The 13215-nt window shown below is 63.6% G+C and carries 6 protein-coding genes and 1 tRNA gene; 2 read left to right on the forward strand and 5 right to left on the reverse strand.

Annotation, left to right across the window (positions count from 1 at the left end; all coding sequences use genetic code 11):
* The 3 genes from FJ417_RS01810 to FJ417_RS01820 form a co-directional block, all read right to left on the reverse strand.
* Positions 1 to 5840: autotransporter-associated beta strand repeat-containing protein (locus FJ417_RS01810; protein ID WP_181183135.1), on the reverse strand; the 5840-nt coding region annotated here is incomplete at its 3' end.
* A 207-nt stretch (positions 5841 to 6047) separates the two neighbouring features.
* Positions 6048 to 7673 (reverse strand): hypothetical protein, encoded by a 1626-nt coding sequence (locus tag FJ417_RS01815; RefSeq protein WP_246687378.1) that lies wholly within the window; start codon positions 7671 to 7673, stop codon positions 6048 to 6050.
* Positions 7674 to 8276: 603 nt separating this feature from the next.
* A tRNA-Ile gene (locus FJ417_RS01820) sits at positions 8277 to 8352 on the reverse strand.
* A gap of 221 nt (positions 8353 to 8573) precedes the next feature.
* On the opposite strand from FJ417_RS01820, the gene FJ417_RS01825 reads away from it, so the two are divergent.
* Entirely contained in the window at positions 8574 to 9284 is a 711-nt protein-coding gene (locus FJ417_RS01825) for an SIMPL domain-containing protein (RefSeq protein WP_140782268.1), read from the forward strand.
* A gap of 198 nt (positions 9285 to 9482) precedes the next feature.
* On the opposite strand, the gene FJ417_RS01830 is transcribed toward FJ417_RS01825, so the two are convergent.
* Together FJ417_RS01830 and FJ417_RS01835 are read right to left on the reverse strand one after the other, a co-directional pair.
* Positions 9483 to 9842 carry a hypothetical protein gene (locus FJ417_RS01830; RefSeq protein ID WP_140640626.1) on the reverse strand — a complete coding sequence of 120 codons (360 nt, stop codon included), beginning with the start codon at positions 9840 to 9842 and terminating at the stop codon, positions 9483 to 9485.
* Positions 9843 to 10061: 219 nt separating this feature from the next.
* Positions 10062 to 10508: a YcgN family cysteine cluster protein gene (locus FJ417_RS01835; protein WP_140640628.1), complete on the reverse strand. Its 447-nt coding sequence runs from the start codon at positions 10506 to 10508 to the stop codon at positions 10062 to 10064.
* 924 nt (positions 10509 to 11432) lie between these two features.
* Between FJ417_RS01835 and FJ417_RS01840 the strand changes: the two genes are divergently transcribed.
* Positions 11433 to 13007 carry an OmpA family protein gene (locus FJ417_RS01840; protein ID WP_348639916.1) on the forward strand — a complete coding sequence of 525 codons (1575 nt, stop codon included), beginning with the start codon at positions 11433 to 11435 and terminating at the stop codon, positions 13005 to 13007.
* Positions 13008 to 13215: the final 208 nt, after the last annotated feature.

Here is a 13215-nt window from a genome sequence, read left to right on the forward strand (position 1 = left end):
GTCAGCGCGCCGGCGACCGCGCCGTTGCCGATCTGTAGCGTGCCGGCCGCAATCGTCGTGCCGGCGCTGTAGCTGTGGTCACCAACAAACGTCAACGTTCCGGTGCCCTGCTTGTCCAGGCTCTCGAACCCGCTGATGCCCGCGCCCTGGACTGTGCGATTCACCGTGTTGATTACCCGAAGCGTGTCGCCCGCGCCCGTCTCGCCACCGGTGCCGGCGTTGACTGTTCCGGTGAGAACGGCGCCGTCGTTAAGCGTCAGCGTGTCGTTGCCAGCGCCTAGGTTCAGCGCTCCCACTCCGGTGTTCAATGTCCCGGTCAGGTTGACGTTATCGCTGCCACCGCCAAGGTCGCCCGTCGCCCGGAAAATGCCGCCAGTTTTGATATTGACGGTGTTGTTGCCGGTATTCCCGGTAATGGCGGTTTGGGTGGAGCCGGCGGCCTGGACCGTGCCTCCGACGGTCAAAGTGGAACTGCCCGTCATGGCGATGGTCGGCGTTTGCAGGCCGCCATCCACCTGCAATGTGCCGGCATTGATGGTGGTCGCGCCAATGGCGTTGTTAGGCGATGTCAGCACGCCTGTGCCCATACCGATTTGCGCCAGGGTGCCAGGCCCGCTCAGCGTGCCGCTGAAGGTGAAGGTGTCGCTGCGATTGAGGGACAGGGTGGACGTTGACGAATTGACGATGACATTGCCCACACCGGCATTGCCGGTGGTGCCGCCATTGCCGATCATCAGATTGCCGTCGTTGATGACGGTGTTGCCGGAATAGGTATTGTTGCCGGTGAGGACCCAGGTGCCGCTGTCGTTCTTGGCGAGCGTCGTGGCGCCGGTGCCGTTGTCGCCGATGGCACCGCCCATCGTGTTAAGGCCGGTGTTGGTGCCGCCTAGCGCAATCGTGCGCGTTGCGTTGGTGCCGGTCAGGCTGACCGTCCCGGTATTGGCGAAGACGAGCGCTCCTGTTCCCGAGGACTGGATATAGGTCACGCCGGTATCGAGCGTGAATTGACGGTCGGTGGTATCGCCCGTGCCGACATAGCGCAACGTCGAATCCTTGCCGATCACCAGGTTGCCAGCTGCGTTGGAAGATGCACCGATGCTGCTGGCCATTCCGCCATCGGCCAGTTTGTCGACGATCAATATGCCGCCGCCGATGGTGGTCGCGCCCGTATAGCTGCTGGCCTGATTGGTCAGGCGCCAGGTGCCGGTGCCGGTCTTGGCGAGCGAAGTGACGCCGGCGACATTGTCGTCCAGCCGGGCGGCCAGGATATTGGTGCCGGTATTGGTACCGGCCAACGTCAAGGTGCGTGGGGCATTGCCGGCGAGGGTTACCGGACCGCCATAGGTGAACTGCATGGCGCCGGTGCCGGAAGAATCGAGCGTGGCGCCGCCCGCGCCCAGCGTGAACTGCCGGTCTGTCGTGGCGGCCGCGCCGACATATTGCAGGGTAGCGCCGTTGCCGATCACCAGGTTCGCCGGATTGGACGACGAGGCGCCGATCGAGCTGTTGACGCCTCCGTTCGCCAGGCAGGTGACCTGGAGCGTGCCGGCATTGATCACGGTGCTGCCGCTGTAGCTGCTGTTGCAGCCGGAGAGCGCCTGGATGTTGGCGCCGTTCTTGATGAGCCCGCCGGTGCCGCTGATGGCGCCCGCGTAGGAACGGGTGTCGACGCCGTTGATCGTCAGCGTCGCATTGCCCAACTTGATGTTCCCGCCAGTGGCTCCGCCGCCGATGAGGGATGTTACCACCGTGTTGAAGCCCGCAAGGTCGAGCGCAACGCCGGCGGTGTTGTCGAGGGTCATATGTCCCTGCGGACCAAAGGCGTTGGTCGTCCCCGCGCGCAGCACGCCGCCCGAGATCTGGGTGTTGCCGGTCGATGTATTGGCGCCGGACAGGACCAGCGTGCCCGGGCCGTCCTTGCGCAAGCTGCCTGCCCCAATGACATTGCCGGTGAAGGTCAGGGTCGCGGCGGCATTGGAAACATTGATGGCGCCGGTATTCGCCGAGAGTTGGAAGCCGCGGTCGGTCGTGACGCTGCCGCCGGTATAGATAAGCGAGGCATTGTTGAAGATCAGGTTGGTCGCAGCGTTGCTCGAGGCGCCGATGCCGCTGGCCACGCCGCCGTTGCGAATGCAATCGGTGCTGATGTTCGCGCCGTTGAGGTTCGTGGCTCCGCTATAGCTGTTGTTGCAGCCATTGAAGGTCTGGGTGCCGCCACCGGTGCGCAGGATGCCGCCGGTGCCGCTGATCGAGCCCGAATAACTGCCGTTGCCGCCATTGATCTGCAGCGTGGCCGAACCCAGCGTGACATTGCCGCCATTGGCGCCGCCGCCATTGAGCGCGCCGACAACATTGTTGAAATTGTTGAGGTCGAGCGATACGCCCGCCGTATTGGCAAGCGTCATCGACCCGCTGTTGCCCAGTACGTTTGCCGCGCCGGCACGCAGGATGCCGCTATTGACCGTATTGCCGCCGGTATAGGTGTTGGCCGCGGTCAGGATCAGCGTGCCCGCACCGTTCTTCGTCAGGGCGCCGCCCCCCACCACCTGGCCACCGACCGTCAGCGTCGTGCCGGCCGCGCTGACATCGACGACGCCGCCGCCGGTCCCCAAGGTGAAGCCGCGATTGGTGGCGGTCGTGACGCCAGTATAGCGCAACCCACCGCCGCCACTCAGCGTGAGATTGGCCGGAGCGCTGCTGCTCTGACCGATCGGGCTGAGCTGTCCGCCGTTGGGCAGCGTGTTCACGGCCAGGAGGCCGCCGGTGACGGCGACGGCGCCGGTAAAGTCGTTATTGGAGTTGGCGAGCGTCAGCGTGCCCGCACCGCTCTTGGGGAAGCCGGCGCCATCCGTGCTGGTGACGAGGCCCGAAAAGATGAGATTGGCGTTCGCGTTGGTGACCTCGACACCGGCGCCCGTGATGGCCCCTGATTTGCCGAAGGTGAAACCGCGGTCGCTGCTGTCGCCGGCTCCCGTATAGCGCAGCGTGCTGCCTTCCAGCACAAGGTTGGACGAATCGGCCGAGGATGCACCGATGCTGCTCGCCGCGCCGCCATTGCCGATGCTGGCCACCGCCAGCGTGCCCTGCACGACGCGGGTGGCGCCGGTGTAGCTGTTGGCGGTGTTGGTGAGCGTGACGAGTCCCGTGCCGGCCTTGGTGAACCCCATGCCCGGACCGTTGTCGACGATCTGCGAGGCGATGGTGAAGTTGCCGGTACTGTTCTGCTGGATCCCCAGCACGCCGCCATTGGCGCCGGTCATCTTGCCGCCGGTGATCAACTGGTTGTTGCCCAGCACCGTCGGCGCGACAATGATTGTGCCGTCCACGCCCAGCGTCTCGCCGGCATTGACCGTCACAGTGGTGGAAACCGGCTGGGTATAGCGCAGCCCGCCGAGCTGCTTGGTCCCCGTCACCGTACCGGAAAAGCCGGCCACATCGGTGATGAACTCATTGTCCAGCCAGTTGGCGGCGTTGTCCTTGTCGGTGTAGTCGGCGTCGGTGAATGCGAGGATGTTGCCACCGACGACCTTGGCATAGTCGGTGCCGTTGACCGTCGCCCAGCCGCCGAGCGAGGTGCTGGTCGTCCTGATGTTGCCGCTGGTCGGCAGGTTGAAGTTCATCAGCCCGCCGGTGCGGGTGATGGCGCCCAAGTTGACGGTCATGCTGCCGCCGGTGCCGGAAACCGCACTGACCGTGTTGTTGCCGGCGGTGATCGTCAGGCCATCGAAGGTCTGCGTGTCGTTCTCGTTGTCGGCGCCGGTCACGTTCAGCGTGCCGCCGGTCATGACCAGGCTGGAATCGCTGCCGACGATATTGCTCGTCGGGCCGCCGGCCGGGCTGAAGTCGAGAGCCAGCGTGCCTCCGCCGATTGTCGTGTCGCCGGTATAGGTGCTGGCGCCGGTCAGCGTCTGGATGCTGTTGCCTAGTTTGGTGAGCCCGCCGCTGCCGGCGATGCTGCCGGCGAAGGTCGCGCTGGTCCCGGTCGCCGCGTTCAGCGTCAGCAGGGCACTGCCGAGGTTCAGCGTGCCGCCGGTGCCGGTCAGGGTGGTCAGCGTCTGGTCGAAGCCATTGAGATCCAGCGTGCCGCCGTTGACCTGGAAGGTCTTGGAGCCGGCGAAGGCCGTGGCCGATCCCGCGCGCAGCGTTCCGCTGTCGACGATGGTCTGACCGGTATATGTGTTCGCGCCCGAAACAACCCAGGTGCCGGTCCCGGCGCCGCGCAGGTTGCCGGCGCCCGAAATCACCCCCGAAACCATATTGTCGGCGCCGGCGAAACTGCCGCCCAGCGTAGCCGTGCCGCTGAGGCTCATGGTTCCGCTCAGCGCCAGTGCGCCGCTGCTGTCATTGTCGAGCGTGCCGCCGCCGCTGAGCACCCAGTTGCGGTTGGTGCTGGCGCCCACCCCGGTATAGCTCAGGGTGCCGCCGCTTATGCCTGTTGTGCTCCCCGCTCCCAGCGAGCTGGCGACGCCGGCATTCGCAATGGTGCCTGCCTTCACGATTCCCGCGCCTGATACACCAGAATTGCCGGTGAACGTATTGGCACCACCAAGCGTCAGGGCCTGCCCGGCATTCGCGATAAAGGTGGCGCTACCGCCGCTGATGACGCCAAGCAGCTCCAGGTCGGCGGTCGCCGCAGTGAAAGAAGGCACTTGGGCGAGACCGCTATTGCCCACCGAGATAGAGCCGGTCAGCGTCAGGGTGCCGGTGCCGCTGTTGCTGAGGCCCGTGCCGCGATAGCCGTTGGAGTACAAGCTCCAATTGCGGTTCGACACATCGCCATCGCCGACATAGGTGGCAGTGCGAGTGCCGGCGGTTCCGCTCGGATTCGATACGTTGATGGTGCCGTTCGCGACCGTGGTGGGCGCCCCAAGCGAACTCGCCTCGCCCAGGTTGCCGATCGAGGTGAAGGTGGAGCTGCCAGCGCCAACGAAGCTGGTTGCACCGGTGTAGTTATTGGTGTCGTCGGTCAGGTTCACCCCTGGGTTGACGGAAAGACCGCCGATGCCGGTGAAATGGGCGCCGCCGATACCGGCCCCGGAGATGCCGACATTCCCCGTCCCGTTGAGCGTGACGGTGCGCCCGGTCAGGCTGCCGCCGACCGTGCCGATGTTCAGCGAACCGCCCGAGATGGTGATGTTGTTGCCGACATCGCCCAAGGCGGCGGCACCGCTCGCGGTTAACGTACCGTTGACGTTGATCTCGCCCATGAAGCTGTTGATGCCGGTCAGCGAGAGCGCGCCGCCGGTGACCACGGGGCTGCTGCCGAAGCTGTTGTTGCCGGTGAGAGACAAGATGCCGGCGCTTACGGTGAGGCCGCCATTGAAGCTGTTGTTGCCGGACAACGTCAGCGTCCCGCCACCGGCCTTGATCACCCTGCCTGTGCCGTTAATCGTCGATGCGATCGTGGAGCCCCCGGTCGTGACCGTGAGCGTGGGGTCGACTCCGCCGAGAGTCAGCGTACCGCCGGTGACGGAATAGCCATTGACCTCGAACGTCATGCTGTGGACGGTGGTCGGTGCGCCGAGCGTGACGATGCCCGCCGTGCCGCCAAAAAAGGCGTCGTCGAGCGCCCCGTTGTTCCAGGCATTATAAGGGCCGCTCACACCGTCATTGCTGGCGCTCCAGACCGAATCGGTCAGATTCCAGATCCCCGTGCCACCGCGGTTCAGCGATGTGTTGTTGACGTCCCAGTAGAGGTTGGCTGCCGGAGCGGCTGTCGTGGCAAGCCCTGTGAGCAGTGCCAGCGCTGGCAGCCTGCCCAGTACTCCATGGGTGGCGCATGCGAAGAACCCGACCGCCTGGGGGGCGTAGCTGACCGCTTGTCCTTGCCATTTCGTCATGCGTCCGCCGCGAACTGCTTGCGGGCAACAAGATTGTACAGTTCGATCCTGCCGCATGTTCCCCTCGCACCGTATCTAGGCGCGATGGTCACCGGAAAAGTCATGGAAACCGGTATTTTACGCCCCAGGCTATCTATGGCGAAGCCCAGCCACAACGGAACGTAACTTACGGTATCGAACATCGGGAACGGCGCCTCGCATGAGGCATCAGTCCCGCATCAGGCCTGCCTTCTTGATGGAGCCGAGGAACGTTTCGGCATCATTGGAATTGCCGAACCGGAACAACGTCTCTTGTCGAATATTTGCGACCAGTCCGGGCTCATGGAGCATGAGCCACGAACGCTCGCGCTCGGCGTCCGCCGTGTAGCCTCCCTCGGCAAAGATCGCGGCGGCGATCGAATGATAGAGCGCATTGTCGGGAACATTCGCCTTTTTGATCCACATGACCGCCTGCTCGATGTCGTGACTGAAATAAGCGCAGAGAGCCAACCCCGCCTCGTAATAGGCGAGCGGCCCCGGATTGCGATTTCGTGCCTCCGCGACCAACGGGCACCCTTCTTTCCAATTTCCGGACAGCGCCAGCCGATACCCGTACTCACCTACGAATACAGTGTCGTTCGGATTGATGGCCATGCCACGGCGCCCCACTCTGATGGCCGCGTAAATTTCCCCCTTGAAATAGAGAGCAATCATCTGCGCCTGAAGGGCCCGGACGTTGGTCGACTCCAGTTGCACGGCGCGATCCGCCGCAGCAAGGGCGCGATCGATCAGCGGTGCCGATTTCTGGGATTCGAACGGATAGTAGAACCGGACTTCATCAATGTAGATCAGCGATAGAAGCGCCCAGGCGGTTGCATATCCGGGAAATCGCTCCACGGCCCTTTCGAGACAGGAACGGACAGCGGGACGGGTCTCAGGATTGAAGCCGGCTCGATACGAATAATAGGAAAGCGTGCAGAAATAGGCAGCCTGATCGTCGGGAGCACCGGGAACGGCGCGCTTGGCATCTGCCTCGAACAGCGCGCCATATGGCTGTGCCAGGTTCGTGGCGACATCGGCGGCGATATCGGCCTGGACCTTCAGAAGTTCGGGCACGGTTGTCGCGCCGTCGTAACTGTGCGCCCAGAGCACCGATCCGTCCCCACGGTTGAGCATGCGAACTCGAACCCGAAAGCTCCCGGCGGACATATCCACACTTCCCGCGAGCGCGTACCGTATGTCGGATCCCACTTGGCCGAGAGGCTGGACCACGACGATGTCACTGAATTTGGAGAGCTGGCTTATGACCTCCTGCGTAAGCCCACGGGCCAGAGCTGTGGTTGCGCTCGACCCGTTCATGTCGTCAAACCACTCAACCAGCAAGTGTGGGGTTTCCGGCTCGCTTGGAGAAAGCCGGGAAGAACCGAACCACAAGACGAGCGCCGTGGCAGCAGCAACCAGCACGGCCACCGCTGCGATGAGTTGAGGCTTGCCCAGTCGGCGCCGCGGCTGCGGGGGCTCGCTTATGATGGCGGGCGTATGTTCTTCTGCGGGGGCAGCTACGGTGTCGCGCGATGAGAACGCGGCAACATATCCTCCCTTTGGAAGGCTGATGAGAATGGGATCGGCCAGTCCAGCCGTCAGGTAATACCGTTCAAGCGACCTGCGAAGGTGGCTGGCCGTAATGCGCACGATCGGGTCAGTCTGCGGGTCGAACGAAGGGTCCCGGTCGAACACCTCTACGGCTATTGAATAGGCCTTGATGCGATCGCTCCGCCCAGCCAAGGTTTCGTCCACGACATAGCTGAGGAACCGACGCTCGCGATCGGTTGCCTGAAAGTCCGCGCTGCTCAAAATATTCGCCAGCTGGGCCCTGCAGTCTTCGGTGGAGAAATCTATCCGTCCATGTGCGTTCAATTTCGCGCCAATCTATCCCTCATCCACCTTCATACCAACGGCGCCGAGTCGTCCGCGCGATGGCGCAGGCGTCTGTTGGTTACATTCCGGCCTGTGTGTCTGCAATGGTGCTTGCGCGTACCCCACCAGCTGTGGGCGGGAACTCGATAGAGAGTCGACGGAATTGGAGGCACGCAGGCCGGCGGCGACATAGCCGGAAACTGGTTTCCCAGTGCCGCTGCATCTGCGGCCCGACCGCCATCGGCCTTTAGCGTCCCGACACCAACGATGGCTTCGCCGGTGAACGTCTAGTTCTCGGCGCCACGGCTGATTTTTGCTCGATCGGCGGCCGAACTCCGGCGTTGCCGCCATCGACAGTATGACATAGGCGGGATTCATGGGCAGAGAACGGTCACGGTCGGCCAGCCGCTAGCCGCCTCTTCGAACTCCCAGCAGCCCACCGCAAGTCAATAAAATCAAGGCGATGCGCGGAGGTTCGCCAAAGGAACTCGGCTAACCGAAAGAAGAAATAGACGCCAAATCATTGATAAATAACGACAATGGTGGGCCCGGAGGGACTCGAACCCCCAACCAAGCGGTTATGAGCCGCCGGCTCTAACCATTGAGCTACAGGCCCCACGCGGGCTGGCTTAGTGTTTTTCGTTCGTCCGCACAAGGCTTTCGAAAACTCTGGCGGGAACCGTCAAAATCAGCCCATATTCGCTGCGTAGAGCGGCTTGCGCCCATAAGGCGCGTGAACAGGTCCAGGCCATGCACCGCACTGCAGGGAATCGGCGCCTTTGCGGGGTCGAGTGAGATGCGGCACGGGCGGCGGACAGCAGACTTCGAGGAGTTTTCATGACCAGACATCTTTTGCCCATCGCGCTCGCTGCCGCGGTCGCGTTCCCGGCGCTGGCAAGCGCCGCCGACACCCAGCCCCCGCCCCGCATCATCGTGTCCGGTGACGGCGAAGCGACGGTGGCGCCTGACATGGCGATCCTTTCGCTCAGCGTCATGCGCGAGGCCAAGAGCGCGCGCGAAGCGCTCGATGCCAACAACGACGCCATGGCGGCGGTGATCGCGGCGATGAAATCCGCAGGCATTGCCGACCGCGACCTGCAGACCGCCGGCATCCAGATCAACCCGCGCTACAATTACACCAACAAGGCCGACGGCAGCCAGGAAGCCCAACTCGTCGCCTATCAGGTGACCAACACGCTGTCGGTGCGCGTGCGCAACGTCGACAAGACGGGCGAGATTCTCGATAAGGCGGTGTCTCTCGGCGTCAACCAGGGTGGCGGCATCACCTTCACCAATGACGATCCGAAGGCGACGATCACCGAGGCGCGCAAGAAGGCCGTCGCCGACGCGATGGCCAAGGCAAAGACGCTCGCCGAAGGGGCCGGCGTCAGCTTGGGCAAGGTGCTCGAGATCACCGACCAGAATGTCGCGCCGGTGCCGATGCCGATGGCGGCCAAGTCGTTCGACGCGGCCCGTTCGGCCGTGCCGGTGCAGGCGGGCGAGAATTCCTACAACGTCCAGGTCACGGTCACCTTCGAGCTGAAGTGACGCCCGGCCTAGTCGCGGGCATGCCGTTAACAAAGGCCCCGGAGGAATCATCCTCCGGGGCTTTTTGAGCCGCGCCTCATTTGAGGGGCTCCGCTACTCGAGATTGATCTTCGCAGGAGATCATATCTGATAGCTGATCCTCGCAAGGATCATGCTTTCAGGCGATCTTCGCAGAGGATCGTCCTTTTAGCTCCAGTCTCAACGATAGATGATCGGGCAGCCGCGCTCGTTGGCGAACACCACCACGACACGGTCGCCATACTGGCGGCCGGCCACCTTCACGGTACGGCGGCTGATGTCGACGATGCGCGCGCGATGCAGGCCCATGCGCTCGGCCTTGTCGAGGGCGCGGTCCGGCGAGCAGCCGCGCCAGTCGCGGTCGCGGTCACGGCGCCAGTCGCGGCGATAGCCGTCATCGTCGCCGGTGTAGATGCCGAAACGCGGGTCGTGCCTGTCCCCGAAACCGAGATAGAGGCTGTCCGCATGCGCCGGAATGGCGGCCAAAGTGCCAAGCCCGACAAGGGCCGAAAGGGCTGCCGTCTTGATCGTGTTGAACATCGTCTTCTCTCCTTGTTGTGGGCTTTCGCCCGTAGAACCGATGATTGGAAAATGCCTTTTTGTGTCTGAATTTTCTGCGAACCGACCATTCATGTCCGGTTCATGTAGCGCGAACCCGCCAGGGTTCCCCGCTCGCGGTGCTTAAACGCGAACCCCACGACGGTTCGTCCTTAAACGCGGACCCTTCAGCGTTCGTCATCAATATGCGTTGCGAACCGGTTACGGTTCGTCATCCAGTATATAATCGAAGTAGTCGTCTGGCTCGGCCAGATCGGTTTCCTTGGCCTTCACACGGCCCTGGATTGAGATCCCGGCATCGTGCACGGTCGCGGCGCTTCCCGAAACAAGCCTGTGCCACCAGTAGAGATCATGGCCCTCGGCGATAAGCCGGTAGGCGCAGGTTTTTGGCAGCCAGGTGATGGTGCGCACATTCTGCGGCGTCAGGCCGACGCAGTCGGGCACCCGCGCCAGGCGGTTGGCATAGTCGGAGCAACGGCAGTTCTGCGCGTCGAACAACCTGCAGCCGACGCTTGTCCAGAATATCTCGCCGGTATCCTCGTCCTCGAGCTTCGACAGGCAGCATTTGCCGCAGCCGTCGCAAAGCGATTCCCATTCGGCCGGGGTCATCGCTTCAAGCGTCTTGGTTTTCCAGAACGGCGCGGTCATTTTGGTGGATTTGGCCCTCCGCGGCCTTCCGGTCAAGCGTTGCTGTGACGCTGACCCCGTATCAACATTAGAAAAACATGAAATTGCCTTTAAAAGGCCGGTTGGGCGTCCTTGGCTGGTGCCAATGCCTGACGGAACCAATTGCGGATGATGAAAGTTTGGGCAGGGATGGGACCCCACTAGGAGAAAATTGATATGAAACGCCAACCACGGATTCTGGCGGGCACGGCAATCGGCCTGCTTATGGCATCCGCGCCGTTGGGCGCGTACCCGCTGCAGGGGGGTGTCGCTTCTGGCAGCCTGCACGGCGCGCCACTCATTCTCGCGCAGGCCGCCTGCGCCGAAGGCCAGTCGGCCGAGGAATGCGCCCAGGCCGGCGGCGGCCAACAGGGGGAACAGCCGCGGAAAAGGAAGCGCGAACAGCAGCAGCAAAGCGAATCGGCGCCGGCTGAACAAGCCGCACCCGCCGAGTCCGAGCAACAGCCGCGCAAGAAACGGCACGAGCAGCAGCAGACGGACAATGGCCAATCCGGGGAAGCTGCCCCGGCCGAGCAGCAATTCAAGCCGCGCAAGAAGCGCGACCAACAGCAGCAGATCGAAGCGGCGCCCGCCGATCAGGGCGGCCAGCCCGCGACCGACGAGCAGCCGATCAAGCCGCGCAAGAAGCGCGATCAACAGCAGCAGATCGAGGCGGCGCCCGCCGACCAGGGCGGCCAGCCCGCGACCGACGAGCAGCAGCCGCGCAAGAAGAAGCGCAATCAGCAGCAGATCGAAGCAGCGCCGGCCGACCAGCAGCCCGCGCAACAGGTCGCACCTGCCGCCGGTAACCAGCAGCAGAACGACCAGCAGCAAGGCAACCAGGGTCGCAAGAAGCGCAAGCACGATCAGCAGCAGAGCGAGCCGGCCGGTCAGACCGGCGAGCAGGTGGCGCCCACCGAACAGACCGCTCCCGCCAACGACAACCAGCAAGGCGGCAACCAGGGGCGCAAGAAGCACCGGCAGAACCAGCAGAACGAGGCCGCTCCGGCGGGCGAACCCGTGCCACAGGCCGAGCCACTGCAAAACGGCGAGCAGCCGGTCCAGGGCGAACAGACCCAGGACAAGAAGAAGCGCGGCAAGAAACCGGCTGCCGAACAGCCGGCAAACGGTGGACAGCCCGCTACCGGTGAGCAACCTGCCAACGGCGAGCAGACAAAGGCTGGCCGCCAGCCCGCCACCGGCGAGCAGCAACCCGGGACCGGCGAACAGCCGGCGAACAACAACCAGCCTGCCAATGGCGGCAACGCCGCGCAGGGCGAAACCGCCAATCCGAACGAGGCACCTGTCCTGGACAGCCAGAAAGATGCCGTGCGCAAGCACCGGGGTCGCAACGATAACGGCCAGAACGGTGGTGCTCAGAACGACAACGGTCAGGCCGGCAATGGCCAGAAGACCAATCAGGCCGGACAGCGGCAGGGTGGCGAGCAGGCGCAGAGGCCGGCTCCGGTCGATCAGGGACCGCCGCCCACCGACGACAAGTCGGCGCAGCAGGCGATCAAGCCCGAGAAGATCGTCCCAGTGGACCAGGAGAAAGGCAAGCGGATCGAGCTTACGCCCGAGCAGGTTGTCCGTGAGCGCCGCCGGCCGCAGGGTGCCGACGTGGTGAAGCAGTTCGGCGACCGGGTGATCCTTCAGTTCAACAACCAGACATTCGTGGAAAGCAACGAAGCTCCTCGCATCACCCGCGGCGCCAGGGATGTTTACTACGAGGATCTTTCGGGCGGCCGCACCCGCGAAATCGTGGAGCGCGACAACGGCGTCAGGATCATCACCATCCGCAACCGTAATGGCGACGTCATCCGGCGATCTCGCGTTACATCGGATGGCCGCGAATACGTGCTGAGCTATGTCGACGAGCGCTACTATAACGACGTCGACGAGTGGCGCGATCCCGGCGACGACCTGCCACCGATGCGGCTCGACATTCCGCGCCGGGACTACATCCTGGATTCGGAGGAAGTCGAGGATCCGGACGAATATTATACCTTCCTCGAGCAGCCACCTGTGGAAAGGGTGCAGCGTCTCTACTCGATCGACGAGGTCAAGCGCTCGGCCCGCGTGCGCGACATCGCCCGGCGTATCGACCTCGACACGCTGAACTTCGACTTCGGCTCGGCCACCATCTCCGACACCGAGGTGCAGAAGCTCGAAGGCGTGGCCACCGCCATGGAAAAGCTTCTGAAGAAGAACCCGGCCGAGACCTTCCTGATCGAAGGCCACACCGACGCCGTCGGCACGCCGGACGCGAACCTCGCTCTGTCGGACCGTCGCGCCGAGGCGGTCGCCGAGGCGCTCACCAACGCCTTCGGCATTCCGGCCGAGAACCTCACCACGCAGGGTTATGGCGAGGAGTATCTCAAGGTGAACACGCCCGGCCCGAACCGCGAGAACCGGCGTGTCGCTATCCGCCGCATCACCTCGCTGGTGGCGCCGGTGGCGAGCAACAGCGACCAGCAATGAGCGTGTGATTTCAAGATCCTGTCCGGATTTTCGGAATCAGCGCGCAAGATGAAGGCCCGTCCCGTCCGGACGGGCCTTTCTTCTTGCCGGCTCAAGAAGATTTGTCCTGCCGATTAGCGACTGCTCATTGAATCGCCGCATTGCGACACCCAGATTCTGTGCAGGGCGTTCCCTGCCCTGTCCCGACTCCAGCGGGACACACTGAGCC

The organism is Mesorhizobium sp. B3-1-7, assembly GCF_006439385.1.
Lineage (GTDB): Bacteria > Pseudomonadota > Alphaproteobacteria > Rhizobiales > Rhizobiaceae > Mesorhizobium.

Bases quoted from the DNA above. Each gene is read 5' to 3' on its own strand.
- FJ417_RS01825 (WP_140782268.1), top strand. From the start codon at position 8,574: ATGACCAGACATCTTTTGCCCATCGCGCTCGCTGCCGCGGTCGCGTTC.
- FJ417_RS01835 (WP_140640628.1), bottom strand. From the start codon at position 10,508: ATGACCGCGCCGTTCTGGAAAACCAAGACGCTTGAAGCGATGACCCCG.
- FJ417_RS01830 (WP_140640626.1), bottom strand. From the start codon at position 9,842: ATGTTCAACACGATCAAGACGGCAGCCCTTTCGGCCCTTGTCGGGCTT.